The organism is Ruegeria sp. CDSA079 (genome assembly GCF_059612245.1).
The window spans coordinates 102,871-118,401 of record NZ_JBXWQF010000005.1; the positions used below are offsets into that span (position 1 = coordinate 102,871).

The 15,531-nt window shown below is 55.7% G+C and carries 17 protein-coding genes; 8 read left to right on the forward strand and 9 right to left on the reverse strand.

Annotation, left to right across the window (positions count from 1 at the left end; all coding sequences use genetic code 11):
• Positions 1-14: 14 nt before the first annotated feature.
• Complete coding sequence (gene glnA / locus AC2FJZ_RS06960) at positions 15-1,421, reverse strand: type I glutamate--ammonia ligase (protein ID WP_496669127.1); 1,407 nt, start codon at positions 1,419-1,421, stop codon at positions 15-17.
• Positions 1,422-1,454: 33 nt separating this feature from the next.
• Positions 1,455-1,793 carry a P-II family nitrogen regulator gene (locus AC2FJZ_RS06965; RefSeq protein WP_050602105.1) on the reverse strand — a complete coding sequence of 113 codons (339 nt, stop codon included), beginning with the start codon at positions 1,791-1,793 and terminating at the stop codon, positions 1,455-1,457.
• Between the two features lie 169 nt (positions 1,794-1,962).
• Here AC2FJZ_RS06965 and AC2FJZ_RS06970 point away from each other — a divergent pair, with 169 nt between their 5' ends.
• The 3 genes from AC2FJZ_RS06970 to tig all read left to right on the forward strand — a co-directional run bounded on the left by AC2FJZ_RS06970 (position 1,963) and on the right by tig (position 6,514).
• A complete protein-coding gene (locus AC2FJZ_RS06970) occupies positions 1,963-3,567 on the forward strand; it encodes an NAD(P)H-hydrate dehydratase (protein WP_496776708.1) in 1,605 nt (534 codons plus the stop codon).
• Positions 3,568-3,874: 307 nt separating this feature from the next.
• A complete protein-coding gene (locus AC2FJZ_RS06975; protein ID WP_496776710.1) occupies positions 3,875-4,999 on the forward strand; it encodes a porin in 1,125 nt (374 codons plus the stop codon).
• A gap of 183 nt (positions 5,000-5,182) precedes the next feature.
• The gene (tig, locus tag AC2FJZ_RS06980; protein WP_496669121.1) at positions 5,183-6,514 is read left to right on the forward strand and encodes a trigger factor; all 1,332 of its coding nucleotides are present in this window, start codon (positions 5,183-5,185) and stop codon (positions 6,512-6,514) included.
• A 98-nt stretch (positions 6,515-6,612) separates the two neighbouring features.
• On the opposite strand, the gene AC2FJZ_RS06985 is transcribed toward tig, so the two are convergent.
• The 6 genes from AC2FJZ_RS06985 to rpsF form a co-directional block, all read right to left on the reverse strand.
• A complete protein-coding gene (locus AC2FJZ_RS06985) occupies positions 6,613-7,467 on the reverse strand; it encodes an acyl-homoserine-lactone synthase (RefSeq protein ID WP_496669119.1) in 855 nt (284 codons plus the stop codon).
• A gap of 107 nt (positions 7,468-7,574) precedes the next feature.
• Complete coding sequence (locus AC2FJZ_RS06990; protein WP_050602109.1) at positions 7,575-8,276, reverse strand: LuxR family transcriptional regulator; 702 nt, start codon at positions 8,274-8,276, stop codon at positions 7,575-7,577.
• Between the two features lie 235 nt (positions 8,277-8,511).
• Positions 8,512-8,997, reverse strand: a complete 486-nt coding sequence (locus AC2FJZ_RS06995) for a transglycosylase SLT domain-containing protein (RefSeq protein WP_083445152.1) — start codon at positions 8,995-8,997, stop codon at positions 8,512-8,514.
• A gap of 158 nt (positions 8,998-9,155) precedes the next feature.
• Positions 9,156-9,776 (reverse strand): 50S ribosomal protein L9, encoded by a 621-nt coding sequence (gene rplI, locus AC2FJZ_RS07000; protein WP_050602110.1) that lies wholly within the window; start codon positions 9,774-9,776, stop codon positions 9,156-9,158.
• Positions 9,777-9,788: 12 nt separating this feature from the next.
• Complete coding sequence (gene rpsR / locus AC2FJZ_RS07005; RefSeq protein WP_005608650.1) at positions 9,789-10,016, reverse strand: 30S ribosomal protein S18; 228 nt, start codon at positions 10,014-10,016, stop codon at positions 9,789-9,791.
• A gap of 28 nt (positions 10,017-10,044) precedes the next feature.
• The gene (gene rpsF / locus AC2FJZ_RS07010) at positions 10,045-10,398 is read right to left on the reverse strand and encodes a 30S ribosomal protein S6 (protein ID WP_050602111.1); all 354 of its coding nucleotides are present in this window, start codon (positions 10,396-10,398) and stop codon (positions 10,045-10,047) included.
• A gap of 283 nt (positions 10,399-10,681) precedes the next feature.
• Here rpsF and AC2FJZ_RS07015 point away from each other — a divergent pair, with 283 nt between their 5' ends.
• Entirely contained in the window at positions 10,682-11,200 is a 519-nt protein-coding gene (locus AC2FJZ_RS07015) for a hypothetical protein (protein ID WP_050602112.1), read from the forward strand.
• A 125-nt stretch (positions 11,201-11,325) separates the two neighbouring features.
• The gene (locus tag AC2FJZ_RS07020; protein WP_496669117.1) at positions 11,326-11,898 is read left to right on the forward strand and encodes a YceI family protein; all 573 of its coding nucleotides are present in this window, start codon (positions 11,326-11,328) and stop codon (positions 11,896-11,898) included.
• Positions 11,899-11,957: 59 nt separating this feature from the next.
• Here the strand turns inward: AC2FJZ_RS07020 and AC2FJZ_RS07025 are convergent, their stop codons facing one another.
• On the reverse strand, positions 11,958-13,178 hold the full coding sequence (locus tag AC2FJZ_RS07025) for a cytochrome b/b6 domain-containing protein (protein WP_496669115.1): 1,221 nt from the start codon (positions 13,176-13,178) through the stop codon (positions 11,958-11,960).
• Between the two features lie 174 nt (positions 13,179-13,352).
• Here AC2FJZ_RS07025 and fabD point away from each other — a divergent pair, with 174 nt between their 5' ends.
• From fabD to AC2FJZ_RS07040, 3 genes are all read left to right on the forward strand, one after another.
• Positions 13,353-14,291, forward strand: coding sequence for an ACP S-malonyltransferase (gene fabD / locus AC2FJZ_RS07030; RefSeq protein ID WP_496776712.1), 939 nt, complete (start codon positions 13,353-13,355; stop codon positions 14,289-14,291).
• Between the two features lie 42 nt (positions 14,292-14,333).
• Entirely contained in the window at positions 14,334-15,071 is a 738-nt protein-coding gene (gene fabG, locus AC2FJZ_RS07035; RefSeq protein ID WP_496669111.1) for a 3-oxoacyl-[acyl-carrier-protein] reductase, read from the forward strand.
• Positions 15,072-15,279: 208 nt separating this feature from the next.
• A complete protein-coding gene (locus AC2FJZ_RS07040) occupies positions 15,280-15,513 on the forward strand; it encodes an acyl carrier protein (RefSeq protein ID WP_050602116.1) in 234 nt (77 codons plus the stop codon).
• Positions 15,514-15,531 lie beyond the last annotated feature (18 nt).

The following is a 15,531-nucleotide window of genomic DNA, read 5'->3' on the forward strand; positions in this document are numbered from 1 at the left end:
TTTCTGTATGCAGCTTAGCAGCTGTAATACATGCCGTACTCAACCGGGTGCGGCGTGTGCTCGTAGGTTTCGACCTCTTCCATCTTCAGTGCGATGTAGCCGTCGATCTGGTCTTTGGTGAACACGTCGCCCTGCAGCAGGAAGTCGTGATCCGATGCCAGAGCTTCCAGAGCCTCACGCAGCGAGCCGCAGACGGTTGGAATGTCTGCCAGTTCTTCGGCAGGCAGATCGTACAGGTTCTTGTCCATCGCTTCGCCCGGATCGATCTTGTTCTTGATGCCGTCCAGACCGGCCATCAGCAGCGCGGCAAACGCCAGATAGGGGTTTGCGGCCGGATCGGGGAAACGGGCCTCGACGCGCTTGGCTTTCGGGCTTTCGGTCCACGGAATACGGACACAACCGGAACGGTTACGTGCCGAGTAAGCACGCAGAACGGGGGCTTCGAAACCGGGGATCAGACGCTTGTAGCTGTTGGTCGCCGGGTTGGTGAAGGCGTTCAGGGTCTTGGCGTGCTTGAGGATGCCGCCGATGAAGTACAGCGCTTCGTCCGACAGGTCAGCATATTTGTCGCCAGCAAACAGAGGCTTGCCGTCTTTCCAGATCGACATGTTCACGTGCATGCCAGTACCGTTGTCACCTGCGATCGGCTTCGGCATGAAGGTTGCCGATTTGCCGTAGGCGTGCGCGACGTTGTGGATGATGTACTTGTATTTCTGCAGCTCGTCGGCCTGCTTGGTCAGGCTGTCGAAAATCAGACCCAGTTCATGCTGACACGAAGCAACCTCATGGTGGTGCTTGTCGACTTTCATGCCCAGACGTTTCATGGTCGACAGCATTTCTGAACGCAGGTCCTGAGCTTCGTCGATGGGGTTTACAGGGAAGTAGCCACCTTTGACGCCCGGACGGTGGCCCATGTTGCCCATTTCGTACTCGGTGTCGGTGTTCCAGGACGCGTCTGTTGCATCAACTTCGTAGGATACCTTGTTGATGCTGTTCGAGAAACGAACATCGTCAAACAGGAAGAATTCGGCTTCAGGGCCCATATAAGCCACGTCACCGATGCCGGATGCTTTCAGGTAGGCCTCAGCTTTCTGGGCGGTGCCACGCGGGTCACGCTCATAGGCTTCGCCAGTATCTGGCTCAACAACCGAGCAGTGCACACAGATGGTTTTTTCTGCATAGAACGGATCGACATATGCGCTGTCGGTGTCGACCATCAGCTTCATGTCCGACGCTTCGATCGACTTCCAGCCCGCGATGGACGAACCGTCGAACATAAAGCCTTCTTCCAGAAAGTCTTCGTCGACCTGATCGGCCATCAGGGTCACGTGTTGCAGCTTGCCACGGGGGTCGGTGAAACGGACGTCGACATATTCGGCGCCCTCTTCCTTGATCAGCTGAAGAACTGCGTCCTTGCTCATTCTCTTGATTCCTCTGACTTGAAGATTGGTGTGTTACAGTGCGTCCGAACCGGTCTCGCCGGTGCGGATACGGATGGCTTGTTCAACGGGCGAGACAAAGATCTTGCCGTCGCCTATTTTGTCGGTCTTGGCGGCAGACACGATGGCTTCGATGGCGGCATCGACCTGATCATCGTCCAGCACGACCTCGACCTTCACCTTGGGCAGAAAGTCGACGACATATTCTGCACCGCGATACAGCTCGGTATGGCCTTTCTGACGACCGAAACCTTTGACCTCGATCACGCTGAGGCCCTGGACGCCCACGTCCTGCAATGCCTCTTTCACTTCGTCCAGTTTGAACGGCTTGATGATCGCTTCGATCTTTTTCATCCCGGCTCACCTTGAATGGTTGTCTCAGGGGCAGTGATCACGTCTAAGATCGGGCGGCAATGTGATTGCGATTTTGGGCAGTGCGGTATGCGTCGAAAACGGGCGCTGTGCTAATTTATGGGCGCGTTGCCTAAAAAATAATCAGAATTGAATCGCGCGAGGGTTTGGGATGACGGAATTGCTGACAGCGGCGCAAATGCGGGTCATCGAAAAGACAGCCATCGAGTCCGGTGAAGTGACAGGTCTCGAGTTAATGGAGCAGGCCGGGCAGGGCGTTGTAGATGCAATCTTCGAGGAGTGGCCAGCGTTGGACAGGCGAGGGGCCAGCCCCTCGCGCTCCCCGGGATACTTGGGGCCAGATGAAGGGGATCCGCTGCGCGCGGTGGTGCTGTGCGGGCCGGGGAATAATGGTGGGGACGGATTTGTCGTAGCGCGGCTGTTGCGGGAACTGGGCTGGGCGGTTGAGGTCTTTTTGTACGGTGATCCGGAGAAACTGCCGCCGGATGCACGGGTAAACTATGAGAGGTGGGGAGAAGAAAACGAAGTTCGCGTATTCGCCGTCGACCCCGCCCCGTTAGAGGATGATTTTCTTCGGTTTCCGAATGAAATGGATCTGGTTGTCGACGGGGTTTTCGGCACTGGTCTCACCCGGCCATTTGCAGGTGCGTTTTCCATGTTGGCCAACGCACCGGCCAGAACCCTGCTGCGAGTTCGAGGCATAAAGGTCGTTGCAATTGACACTCCAAGCGGCTTGTGCGCCGACAGCGGGCGTGTTCTTGGCCACGCAATTGCTGCGGACATGACGGTGACGTTTCACAGTAGAAAGTTAGGACATGTCTTGAGTGATGGTCCGGCGACCTGTGGGACATTGAAAATCAAGTCAATTGGGCTCGATCCAGCAGAAAACGATCAGATCGTTCATGCGACCGATGACGATGGGGTGAAGCTTTCGAAAGCTTCAGGCGGGCACAAGTATGCGCATGGCCACGCTCTGATTCTGTCCGGCGGCTCTGGCAAAACCGGTGCAGCGCGATTGGCGTCCCGGGGCGCTTTGCGGATTGGCGCGGGTTTGGTGACGCTGGGTGTGCCTCCGTCCGCACAAATGGAAGTGGCCAGTCAGATCACTGCTCTCATGTTGCAACGTGTTGAGGGAAAGGATGGTTTGGCCGACGTTTTGACTGACACGCGCCTGAATGCCCTTTGCCTGGGGCCTGCGCTTGGGTTGGAACGGGCACAGGTGCTGGTGCCGGTGGCCTTGGCGGCGCAGCGGGCGACGGTGTTGGATGCGGATGCTTTGTCTGCTTTTGCAGACGACCCCGATGCATTGTTCGCGAAAATCCACGAAAACTGCGTGCTGACCCCTCATGGCGGCGAATTTGCACGGCTCTTTCCGGACATTGCCGAGAAGCTGAATGCGGTGCCTACCAATGGCCCTGCCTATTCCAAGGCCGACGCTGCGCGCGCGGCTGCAAAGCGGGCAGGGTGTGTGGTTCTGTTCAAAGGGCCGGATACGGTGATTGCGTCACCTGATGGGGAATGCTCGGTCAACTCGGCCTCATACGAAAGAGCAGCCCCTTGGTTGGCGACTGCCGGATCCGGTGATGTGCTGGCGGGATACATCACCGGTTTGCTGGCGCGCGGATTTGCACCTATGCACGCTGCCGAAGCTGCGGCGTGGTTGCATGTGGAATGCGCACGCCAATTCGGCCCCGGGCTGATCGCCGAGGACTTGCCAGAGCAGTTGCCAGATGTGTTTAGAAAGATGAATATTTGAGTATATTGGCGGGAGTTGGCTCAAAACTCACCGAGTCGGCGATATTTCGCCGTCAAGATCAACGTCAATGCAGACCGGATGTTTGCCAGACGCATAACTGGGGGTCACAATTCATTTGCGTGCCCTTACAGCAGATGTGCTATGTTTCATGTAAATATATGGAATATATTGTTAAATTGTAATAGTGATCGTGGCTTTTGTTGCGAAATTGCAATGCTTGCGCGGGATAGAATGCGGGCCACTGGAATGCTCGCGCTCAGTAACATTTGGGTAGTACCTGAAACCCGAACCTTTCATGGTGAGTGAAATGACCCCTTGTATCAAATACATGTCAGTTGCAGCCATTTTGACTGCGACAACCGCAATTCCGGCTGTTGCGGAGTTGAAGTATGAGAACAACTCTGGCGGCTATGTGCTGTTGTATGGACAGTTCAACCCGGCCTTGATTTCAGTTGATGACGGGCAGGATACCGAGACCCGTGTTCTCGACAACGATCTATCGAACAGCCGCGTCGGCCTGCGTCTTATGCAGCCTTACGGACAAAACGAATTCACGTTCCGATTTGAATCTGCGCTCGGATTGCCGAACTCGACCGAGTGGAACCAGAACGGTACAAATTTTAGTGGCTGGACTCGTGAAGATATTCGTCACGTGGATTTCGCCTTGAAGGGAAATTACGGAAAATTCTCGGCGGGTCAGGGCAGCATGGTGTCTGATGGTGCCGCAGAAACCGACCTTAGCTACGTTGGAACTGCGCTGTATTCGTTTACCAATGACGAAAACTCGGGCTTCTTCTATCGCGACACGACAGGTTTGCTGAGTGGTATTACGGTTGGCGACAGTTCCAGCAACTTTGACGGCGCGCGCCGCGGGCGCGTGCGGTATGACACGGCGTCGTTCAATGGGTTCTCGGCCGGTTTTGCTTATGGTCAGAACATCCTGTCCAGCAGTGATGATGACGACTACTACGACGTCGGTTTGTTCTATCAAAACACCTTTGCCGGCGGTGTGGAATTCGCAGCATCCATTGCTTATGCGGTAAGAGATCGGGACGACAACTCGGGCGATCGCAAAGACACGATCGGCTCAGCGTCGGTCCTGCTGCCCAGCGGTCTGGGTTTTACGATCGCTGGCGGCACACGTGACGATGACCAGGCCGGTGCTACGGATCCGAATTACTGGTACGGCAAGATCTCGTACGAGGGTAACTGGGTGTCTTGGGGCAAGACGGGTGTCGGCATCGATTACTATGGCGGCTCGGACTTCGAAAGCAACGGTTCGGACACCAAAGCATGGGGTATCGCCGTGGTTCAGAAGGTCGAAGCGATCAACACAGACGTCTATCTGAAATATCGTAACCACGACTTTGATGACGGTTCATCCTTTGACAACAACGAAGCATGGGTATTGGGCGCGCGTTGGAAGTTCTGATCGCACTGAAAAAATCAAACATGAACGCTCCGGTTTCCGGAGCGTTTTTTTGCGGTTTAGGCGATCAAATACTGTTGGATTCCGCCTTTGCCCCTTGCGCGTAAGCTGCTGTCCAAATAGAAGGCGTCAAATTTGCCTGGCGCGCCCTTTTTGCGCGCCCCGAATCCTATGGGGACTACCATAATGCAGGTTACCGAGACGCTGAACGAAGGTCTGAAACGCGGCTACAACATCGTTGTGACCGCAGCCGAGCTGGACGCGAAGGTCAACGAAAAGCTGAACGAAGCGCAGCCGGAAATCGAAATGAAAGGTTTCCGCAAAGGCAAGGTGCCGATGGCGTTGCTGAAAAAGCAGTTTGGCCAGCGCCTGCTGGGCGAAGCGATGCAGGAGACCATCGACGGTGCCATGAACAAGCACTTTGAAGACAGCGGCGACCGCCCTGCGCTGCAGCCCGATGTCAAGATGACCAACGAGGACTGGAAAGAAGGCGACGACGTAGAAGTCGCGATGTCCTACGAAGCACTTCCCGCGATCCCCGAAGTCGACCTGAAATCGGTCGAGCTGGAGAAGCTGGTTGTCAAAGCCGATGACGCAGCCGTGGAAGAAGCGCTGAACAACCTGGCCGAAACTGCACAGGACTTCAAAGCGCGCCGCAAAGGCTCGAAAGCCAAAGACGGCGATCAGATCGTGTTCGACTTTGTCGGCAAGGTTGACGGAGAAGAGTTCGAAGGTGGTTCGGCCGAAGAGTACCCGCTGGTTCTGGGCTCGAACAGCTTCATCCCCGGTTTCGAAGAGCAGCTGGTTGATGTGAAAGCCGAAGAAGTCAAAGACGTCAACGTCACCTTCCCGGAGGAATACGGCGCAGAGCATCTGGCCGGTAAAGACGCTGTTTTCACCTGCACCATCAAAGAGGTGAAAGAGCCGGTTGCGGCTGAGGTCAACGACGATCTGGCCATGAAATTTGGTGCCGAAGATCTGGACGCCCTGAAAGCTCAGATTTCCGAGCGTCTGGAGGCAGAATATGCTGGCGCCTCGCGCGCTGTCATGAAACGCGCCCTGCTGGATGCACTGGACGAGAAAGTATCGTTCGACCTGCCGCCGTCGTTGGTGGAAGCCGAAGCCAAGCAGATCGCGCATCAGCTGTTCCACGAGGAAAACCCGGACGTGGAAGGCCACGACCACGGTGAGGTTGAGCCCACTGAAGAGCACACCAAACTGGCCGAGCGTCGTGTACGTCTGGGTCTGTTGCTGGCCGAATTGGGTCAGAAGGCCGAGGTTGAAGTGACCGACGCGGAAATGACTCAGGCGATCATGAACCAGGCGCGTCAGTACCCCGGTCAAGAGCGTCAGTTCTTTGAGTTCGTTCAACAGAACGCTCAGATGCAGCAGCAGCTGCGTGCGCCGATCTTTGAAGACAAGGTTGTGGACTACGTCTTCGAACTGGCTCAGGTCGCAGATAAAGACGTCAGCAAAGATGATCTGCAAAAAGCTGTCGAGGCATTGGAAGAGGAGTAATCCTCTTCCGCCCATCCCCAATGGGCACAAAAAAACGGAGCCGCCTGTTCATCAGACGGCTCCGCTTGGGTGGCTTTTGTACCTATGAGGTGAGGGGGTCATGCCTCATGAGCAAAAGCACGGGGGGTTTGTAGCAGAGCGGTTTTCTGCTCTGGTGTGAACGTGTTCGAGAGCGCTTCGATCAGCTTCAGCACATCTTGCCGTTCAGCTTCTGTCTTGGCTGCACTCATCTGTTCGACGAAATACTTCTCAAGATCCGTCAGTGGTTTGTGATCTTGATTTGCTGGCGCGCGCGCTGCGGCTTTCTTGGCGGCGAACAGAGCCAGTGCATCGTCTTCATCGATAAAGACATCGTTGCGAATGCCCGCGAATTCTCGCAAACCCGCGATGCGTTCGTCGGTGCAATCCAGCAGGGCGGCCAGTGCATGGACCTTGCCCATCGGAACTGTTTTGCCGACATAGTCATATGGGGCGCAGTTCGACCGTTTCAGAACCCGGTCCATGACCGGATCGATAACAGTGATGATATCCTGGATACCTGCGTTCTTTGCATATTCCAAAGAACCGATCATCAACTCGCATGTTGCGTAGGAGACCGAGTTCTTGTCCTTGCCCCGAGTGAGACGTTGGGTGTCGACGCAGAAGCGGGTCGATTCCCACATGGTTGCGCTGCGCAAGGGAGCTTCCCCACACAAGATCGCCGAGAAGACATCCGACAGCATGTGAGGGCCGGTGGTCTGGAGGGCACGCACGGCTGCGACGACATTCCCCTCATCGTCGAGTCCGATTACATATGCCGGGTCCAGATGATCGAACTCGTCGATTTCTTTTCCGTCCTGAATATTAACGTCCCATCCAAGACGTTCGCCAAAAACACGTGCTCTCAACTCGAACATTTCGTCAAGAACCTCGCTGAACATATGTCTGTTCAGGCCATCTACCACGATGATCATTTCTTCCCCCTTCGAGTGGTTGTTCGGTAATTTCGACGTTACCGCTCTCTGGGGATATTTCTATTGGGGGATTCCCGTATTTTGGCGAAATTTTGCGTTTTTTATGATTAGCCTGGGGTAATTAGACCAATCGCTATCGCCCGACCGACGGCTTGCGGCGTTGTCAGCGCACTAAGCTTTTCTCGGCTTGAACGCAAGTGAACTTCTACCGTCCGGTGTGAAATGGACAAAATATCGCCGATGTCCTGCTGGGATTTACCTGCAGCAACCCATTGCAGGATCTCTGCTTCTCTGGACGAAAGCGTCGGATGATACAGCGCATTCGTCAGTTCATCTGTCGAAACGACGTGGTCATGAATGTGAACCGCCATGGACTGCAGATCGCTGATCACATGAGTGTAGAGCTTGCGCCACTCTTCCTTGCTGCAGTTGCGCGTGGCGCTCAGCAGACCGATGTCCCCATAGGGGCCGCGCACGGGAATTGTAACGCCTTGATTGGACAGACCAAAATCACTTGCATCTCGGAACACGCGCTGGAAATCGGGGCTGCGCTCGAGGCGACTCCAGTCGACAGGAGCAATGCTGCGGCGGGCCATGTGGATGGTGGGATCCACCATGATCAAACCCTGGTTTTGGTAATGCTCGGTCCACGCGTCATCATATGTAACGAAACCGGCAACCGTCCCAGCGGCTGGGTTCATGCCCGCATAAGCGGCATGGTCCATCTCATGCTTATCACAGATTTGCCTTAGAAATTCAGTGTAGCGAACTTCTGAATCCGGCAGAGTGCTCAGATCGACAATTTCCATGCGGCGCCTACCAACTGCGGCCCATCTTTGTGCTCGATGGTGTGGTCGAGCAAACGTATAAACAGAGTGGAACCCGATTACCTCACTCGAGCAGAACACCATATTTTCTTAAACGTGACAAGGCGAGGCATATATTGTCTGCGCAATTCAGGACATTGCGATGATCAATAGAACATTTTTGTCACTATATCGCCTGAAGTGCTAACCTTCAGGCGAAAACTGACGCCAAACACCGTCAAGATGCGGGTCTGAGCCCGGTTTCTACCAGCATTCCACGCGCTTTGGCTTCGGGGTAAAAACCCTTGGCGTAAAGGAAAATCGCCCTTTGCTGATCGCCATCAGAAATCAGCCAGGCCCCGCGCAGGTATTTTCCAGCGAACTCAAGGTTGGTATCTGCGTCCAGAAGGCCTTCGGCATTTCCTTTGTAACCCATCGAGCGGGCAGTGGCCGGGAGGATTTGAAGAAGGCCATAGTAAGGGCGGTTCACGGCCCAGGGGCGATGCGTGCTTTCGCGGATGGCCAGCTTGTGAACAAGCTCACGCGGGAGTTCGTAATGATCCGCCCATTTGTTGATCGACGCTCTGAGTTCAGGCGTTTCATTTGGATAGAGCGGCGGGTTGAACTGAGACGTGTCGGCTTTGGAGACCTCTCCACCGCTACATGCAATCAGTGGGATCGTGAGCAGAAAGGCAAGGGCGCTGCGGCGGGGATAAGCGGGCATCTAGAATCTCCGGGCGATTGAGGGGCAATGATATGAAACGTTGATACGGTCGCAAGACTAGCGTTAAATTTGGGCCGAAATTTGCTCGTGCACCAACGCCATGAAAAAAGGCCGCACGAAATTGTGCGGCCTTTCGATTGGTTAAAGCTAAAGCCTAATCAGGCTTTGGCTTCGTCTTCCTCAGCAGGGACAGCTTCAGCAGCCAGATCATCGTCTTCCGATGCGGCCGAGCCGATGTCGTCGAACAGTTCTGCGATCTCGAATTCAGCGGCTGCTTCTTCTTCAGCGGCCAGTTCCTGGATCGATTTGCCCGATGCCTGCAGTTCGGCTTCTTCTTCCGAACGTGCAACGTTCATCTTGATCTGGACTTCAACTTCGGGGTGCAGTCTGACTGCGACCGAGTGCAGGCCCAGTTCCTTGATCGGCGCGATCAAGATGACCTGTTTCTTGTCGACGGTGAAGCCTGCTTCGGTTGCAGCGTCTGCGGCGTCACGCGGAGTGACAGAGCCGTACAGAGCGCCAGCGTCCGATGCCGAGCGAATCACAATGAACTGCTGTCCGTCCAGCTTTTCAGCCAGCGCTTCAGCTTCTTTCTTGGTTTCCAGGTTGCGTGCTTCCAGCTGCGCTTTCTGGGCTTCGAACGACGCGATGTTGGCGTCCGACGCGCTCAGGGCTTTGCCCTGGGGCAGCAGGAAGTTGCGGGCATATCCGGACTTGACGTCAACGACGTCGCCCATCTGACCCAGTTTCGCAACGCGTTCCAGCAGGATAACTTGCATGTCAGTCTCTCCTTACTTCACGGCGTAGGGCAGCAGGGCGAGGAAGCGCGCGCGCTTGATCGCACGGGCCAGTTCACGCTGCTTTTTCGCCGAAACGGCGGTGATGCGCGAAGGTACGATCTTGCCACGCTCAGAGATGTAACGCTGCAGCAGACGTGTGTCTTTGTAGTCGATCTTCGGCGCGTTCTCACCCGAGAACGGGCAGACCTTACGACGGCGGAAAAATGGTTTTGCGGCCATGGTTTAGTGTCCTTTCCTCAGGCGGTGATCAACGACGCTCGCGGCGGTCGCCACGTTCGTCACGCTTCTGCATCTGAACCGACGGGCCGTCTACGTGGCCGTCGACCTTGATGGTCAGAACGCGCATGACGTCATCATGCAGGCGCATCAGACGTTCCATTTCCTGAACCGCACCCGAGGGGGCGTCGGTCTTCAGGAAGGCGTAGTGGCCTTTGCGGTTCTTGTTGATCTTGTAGGCCATCGTCTTGACGCCCCAGTACTCGCTATCAACCAGCTTGCCGCCGTTGTCAGCCAGAACGGTGCCGAAATGTTCGACGAGGCTTTCCGCCTGCGCGTTGGACAGATCCTGACGCGCGATCATTACATGCTCATACAGTGGCATGTGCACTCCTGTTTATATCAAGGCGCATTTCATAGGCGGGGCCATTTGGTCCTTCGCGACCCTGCCACGAGAGGCTGCGCGATTCATATGACTGCGAAGGATGGCCCCGTATACACGTTTGATCCGTAGGGGCAAGCCCTGCCACATATGCCTCTGAGAGGCCGCCCAATTTCCTTTGGGACGCCCAATTGCTGACGCTTTTCGGCTCAAAGTTGTTTTTCGTACCGGGCGTTACCCGGACCCAACCGAATTTCGACAGTAACCTGATAAAAGGTGAAATGGTATGACCGCGACAAACACAAACACATACCGGGAAGAGGCGACAAGTTCGCGCTTTGAAAATTCGGTACCGGTAATGATCACCTTCGCACCGAACTGGAAGGCCCGTTTGATCCTGGCGCGTATGGTCGGTGCATTCCTGATCGTTTCGGCATTCTCGATGTGGCTGATGCCTGGATCGATGATCAGCGCAGATGTTTGGCCGATCAAGATGGTGGCATCGATGCTGTTTCTGATCGTGGGAGTCAGCTTGCTGACGATCGATATCATGGACCCCCGGCCGGATGCCTATTTTGATCCCATTCGTCGTGAAGTTCGGGTGCTGCAGAAGAACGAAGGTGGGCGTCCGCAGACCGTTTTGCGCCGCAGCTACGACTCGCTGGGTGGTGCGCGTTTCGAAGAGAACGAAGTTCATCTGTTCGACGTGGACGGCAGCCTGTTGATGAAGCTGCCGCTTGAATCGGCGGATGTCAGCCGAGCCCTGAAAGGACAGTTGAGCAAAAGCGTAACAATTTTCGGCTGAATTCTATTCTGTTCAAAAAGGAACAGAAGTTGTGTCGAAATGAGGGTTGTGTGCCGCCTATTGGCGGCACATTTAGTTTGTGAGCAACCGTTACGGTTTGCATTCACAAAAACGCGGAGATTGTTATGAAATCCACCCTTCTTGCTGCCGCACTGGCTGTATCGGCGACCACGGCATTCGCCAGCGCCGAGAAATACGTGTTGGACCCGAGCCACAGCCAAGTTGTCTTCAGCTATGACCACTTGGGCTTCTCGACCACAACTGGCATGTTTTCGGGCTTTGAAGGCGAGATCATGTTTGATCAGGAAGATCCGGCTGCATCGAGCGTAAGCGTATCGATGCCGGTCTTGGAGATGTTCACAGGCTGGAAGCCGCGTGAAGATCATTTCATGACGGAAGATTTCTTTGGTGCGGTCGAGGGTGATCTGATTACCTTTACCTCGACAGGTATTGAGGTAACCGGTGAAAACACTGCCAATATCACCGGCGACCTGACCATGAACGGCGTGACCAAGTCTGTTGTTCTGGACGCCGAGTTGAACAAAGCTGACAACCACCCGATGGCAAACAAGCCTTGGGCCGGTTTCAACGCGACCACAACTCTGGTCCGCAGCGATTTCGATCTGGGTCAATTTGCACCGTTCGTCGGCGACGAAGTGCAGGTTCAGATTTCGGTCGAAGCTCAAAAAGCTGAGTAAATACAGAGTTTCGAAAATCGAAGCCGTCGGTGATTGTTTCACCGGCGGTTTTTTTAGCTTTATTGGTTGCGGCTGGCTGTGAGCTCGACGGTAGCGGATACAGCAAAGCCCAACGACTCTTCTGTGGGTTGTGACGTACCGACGTTAAAGTCCAGCCGATTCAGTTCAACAGACCCTGCCATGCTGGCCGTATCGCCCTGAAGATCCAGCGAGAAGGGCAGAATGATGTCCATCGTGCTATCACGGATGGTCAGCGGGCCGCGAGCCTCGAATCCGGATTCGGTTTTGAACAGATCCGCAGTGAATTGAGCCGTGGGGAACTGCGCTGAGTCAAAGAAGTCTGCACCCATAGCCTGATCAGTGACCGAACCAAGGCTGAGCGAGCCAATGGCAATGGTAACATCCACCGATCCCGCAGGCCCGGCTTGCGCCGGATCGTCGAAGGTAATGGCCGCCGTCCAATCTGCAAAGGAACCAGTGACGGGGCTGCCCAGTTGCGAGATGGTTATTGACAGGGTGCCGGTCTGTACCTGCCAGTCCGATTGAACCTCGGCCAGTTCGATGTCGGCGTCGTCGGCTTCTTTCGCAAATTCCCCTGTGATCCAGCCGCCCGACAACACCATGGCCCAAACGGCCACAGCGGCAACCGCAGGAACCAGAGAATGGTGTTGCTGCGGAGGCTCGGGTGAGTCTGCCTGGCCTGGCAACATTCTGCGCAGTGTACTGTCTTTATCAACGACATGGTGTTTCAGCGCGCCAGCGACGTGCAAGACAAGGGATCCAACCAAAACCCACATGAACAGCCAATGAAGTACGCCTGTTACTTCGGCCACTGCTTCGGATTTCGGGACAAATGGCAGGTTTTGCCCGAAAGGCCACAAGATCGGGGCAAAGCCTTCTGTTGCGGCGTGATGGACCCAGCCGCTCAGAGGAACAAGGACCAGCGACCCGTACAGGAGCCAGTGCACGGTTTCTGCGGCAAAAGCTTCGGGTTTGTTGTCGGCATTCAAAAGGCCCGGTTTGGTCTGAGTTAAGGCCCACAGAATGCGCGCCAGGGCGACGAAGAATACAGTGATCCCGACCGTTTTATGTAATGAGAAGACACGCGCTGCGCGGGCGATCTCGGCCTCGGTCGGGGCGGTGTTGGCGTGAAGAACCGCATACGCCAGGTTGTCCGCGATCCAGCCGAGCGGCAGGGCCGTCAGGATCAGCAGGGCGGTGAGCCAGTGAAACGTCTTTGTAACGCTTCCGTAGCTGATAAAAGAATTGGTCGCGGCCATGTGTCGAGGACTCCAAGATTCTTGGTTTTGTCCAAAGTAAAGCCACGCGAGGCTTACACAAGTAAGCGTGGGTGCACAGTAATAGTGCCAGAATGCAGAACGCAGGCAGCGCTTGTGCCAGACGGTCAGTCAGTTTACACCCCGCCGCAACCTAACAATATGCATGAGGTTGGCATGACACTCGCGTTCGTTTTTCCGGGGCAGGGCGCCCAGACTATCGGTATGGGCAAAGCTCTGGCCGAGACTTACCCGGCGGCTCAAGCCATCTTTGATGAGGTGGACGAAGCGCTGGGAGAGAAGCTGAGCAGCCTTATCTGGGAAGGCGACATCGCCGAGCTGACGCTGACACAAAACGCCCAGCCCGCACTGATGGCGACATCGATGGCCGCTATGCGTGCCTTGGAGGCCGAAAGTGTTTCGACCAGCAAGGCGGCTTATGTGGCTGGTCACTCGCTTGGTGAATATTCCGCATTGGCTGCTGCTGGTGCTTTGTCGGTCGCCGACACCGCACGTCTTTTGCGCGCGCGTGGGCAAGCGATGCAAAGCGCCGTGCCCGTGGGCGAAGGAGCCATGGCTGCCATCCTCGGGTTGGATCTGGATACTGTACGTGCCGTGGCTGAAGAAGCCGCGCAGGGCGAGGTTTGTCAGGCTGCAAATGACAACGACCCAACCCAGGTAGTAGTATCAGGATCAAAAGCCGCCGTGGAGCGTGCTGCTGAAATCGCCAAGGAAAAAGGCGCAAAACGTGCAGTAATGTTGCCTGTAAGTGCTCCATTTCACTGCAAGCTGATGCAACCGGCTGCAGATGTTATGGCAGAAGCGCTTGCTGCTGTAGAAATCAAGGCGCCTGCGGTGCCTTTGGTGGCCAATGTGCGCGCTGAAGCGGTCAGTGACCCGGATCTGATCCGTCAGTTGCTGGTCGAGCAGGTGACAGGTTCGGTACGCTGGCGGGAAAGTGTGCAGTTCATGGCGGCGCAGGGCGTGACTGAAACATGGGAAATCGGTGCTGGTAAAGCGCTGTCCGGCATGATCCGCAAGATTGATCGTGCCATCGCGGGCAAGGCTGTTGGCACCCCGGAAGATGTTCAAAAGGCCGTTCAGGCCGAATCGTAAGCTCAAAACGCGTCGTAGCCGACGCACGAAGAGGGAAACCGAATGTTTGATTTGACAGGTAAGAGCGCGCTGATCACCGGTGCATCTGGTGGCATCGGAGGTGATATTGCGCGTGCGCTGCACGGGGCGGGCGCAACGGTTGGATTATCCGGTACGCGAGTCGAGCCCCTGCAAGCTTTGGCAGATGAACTGGGCGAGCGCGCGCACGTACTGCCTTGCAACCTGAGTGATCCAGAGGCGGTCGACGCATTGCCGAAGCAAGCGGTCGAGGCGATGGGTTCGGTGGACATTCTGGTCAACAACGCCGGCATCACGCGGGACAACCTGTTCATGCGCATGTCCGACGAGGAATGGCAGAGCGTCATTGACGTGAACATGACCTCGACCGTGAAACTGTGCAAAGGTGTGATCCGGGGCATGATGAAGGCGCGCTGGGGCCGGATTGTGAATGTCTCGTCCGTAGTGGCCGTGATCGGTAATCCGGGGCAGGCGAACTATGCCGCGTCTAAGGCCGGAATGATTGGCTTTTCCAAGGCTTTGGCCCACGAAGTTGCAACACGCGGAATTACCGTGAATGCCGTTGCACCAGGTTTTATCACGACCGCAATGACCGAGAAACTGACCGAGGAACAGAAAAAGGGTCTGTTGCTGAAGGTTCCGGCGGGCCGCATGGGCGATCCCGAAGAAATCGCGGCAGCCGTTCTGTACCTTGCAAGCCCCGAAGCAGGCTATGTTACTGGAAGCACCTTGCATGTGAACGGCGGTATGGCCATGTTGTGATCGCGTCAGGGGCGAACGCGAAAGCGTTTGCCTCTTGCGTCGACTATGCTATAGGCGGCGCATCTATGCGGGGCCGGTCTTTCAGGTCGGCCTTATACTTTCCCGTTTACACGGGACCCAAACCGCCCGAAACGGGCAAATCAAAGCCAACCCGTGCGGGCATGGGCAGAATCGGGCAGACCGCCCTGTAAAGGAATGAGGAATAGACATGAGCGACGTCGCAGATCGCGTTAAGAAGATCGTTGTTGAGCACCTGGGTGTTGAAGAAGACAAAGTCGTGGAAAACGCGTCTTTCATCGACGATCTGGGCGCAGACAGCCTGGACACCGTTGAGCTGGTAATGGCCTTTGAAGAAGAGTTCGGCATCGAGATCCCTGATGACGCAGCCGAAACCATCCAGACCTTCGGCGACGCGGTCAAGTTCATCAGCGAAGCGTCCTAAGCGCTTCTTTCTGATCAA

Coding starts and splice junctions, on each gene's coding strand:
- glnA (WP_496669127.1), bottom strand. CDS start 1,421: ATGAGCAAGGACGCAGTTCTTCAGCTGATCAAGGAAGAGGGCGCCGAA.
- AC2FJZ_RS06965 (WP_050602105.1), bottom strand. CDS start 1,793: ATGAAAAAGATCGAAGCGATCATCAAGCCGTTCAAACTGGACGAAGTG.
- AC2FJZ_RS06970 (WP_496776708.1), top strand. CDS start 1,963: ATGACGGAATTGCTGACAGCGGCGCAAATGCGGGTCATCGAAAAGACA.
- AC2FJZ_RS06975 (WP_496776710.1), top strand. CDS start 3,875: ATGACCCCTTGTATCAAATACATGTCAGTTGCAGCCATTTTGACTGCG.
- tig (WP_496669121.1), top strand. CDS start 5,183: ATGCAGGTTACCGAGACGCTGAACGAAGGTCTGAAACGCGGCTACAAC.
- AC2FJZ_RS06985 (WP_496669119.1), bottom strand. CDS start 7,467: ATGATCATCGTGGTAGATGGCCTGAACAGACATATGTTCAGCGAGGTT.
- AC2FJZ_RS06990 (WP_050602109.1), bottom strand. CDS start 8,276: ATGGAAATTGTCGATCTGAGCACTCTGCCGGATTCAGAAGTTCGCTAC.
- AC2FJZ_RS06995 (WP_083445152.1), bottom strand. CDS start 8,997: ATGCCCGCTTATCCCCGCCGCAGCGCCCTTGCCTTTCTGCTCACGATC.
- rplI (WP_050602110.1), bottom strand. CDS start 9,776: ATGCAAGTTATCCTGCTGGAACGCGTTGCGAAACTGGGTCAGATGGGC.
- rpsR (WP_005608650.1), bottom strand. CDS start 10,016: ATGGCCGCAAAACCATTTTTCCGCCGTCGTAAGGTCTGCCCGTTCTCG.
- rpsF (WP_050602111.1), bottom strand. CDS start 10,398: ATGCCACTGTATGAGCATGTAATGATCGCGCGTCAGGATCTGTCCAAC.
- AC2FJZ_RS07015 (WP_050602112.1), top strand. CDS start 10,682: ATGACCGCGACAAACACAAACACATACCGGGAAGAGGCGACAAGTTCG.
- AC2FJZ_RS07020 (WP_496669117.1), top strand. CDS start 11,326: ATGAAATCCACCCTTCTTGCTGCCGCACTGGCTGTATCGGCGACCACG.
- AC2FJZ_RS07025 (WP_496669115.1), bottom strand. CDS start 13,178: ATGGCCGCGACCAATTCTTTTATCAGCTACGGAAGCGTTACAAAGACG.
- fabD (WP_496776712.1), top strand. CDS start 13,353: ATGACACTCGCGTTCGTTTTTCCGGGGCAGGGCGCCCAGACTATCGGT.
- fabG (WP_496669111.1), top strand. CDS start 14,334: ATGTTTGATTTGACAGGTAAGAGCGCGCTGATCACCGGTGCATCTGGT.
- AC2FJZ_RS07040 (WP_050602116.1), top strand. CDS start 15,280: ATGAGCGACGTCGCAGATCGCGTTAAGAAGATCGTTGTTGAGCACCTG.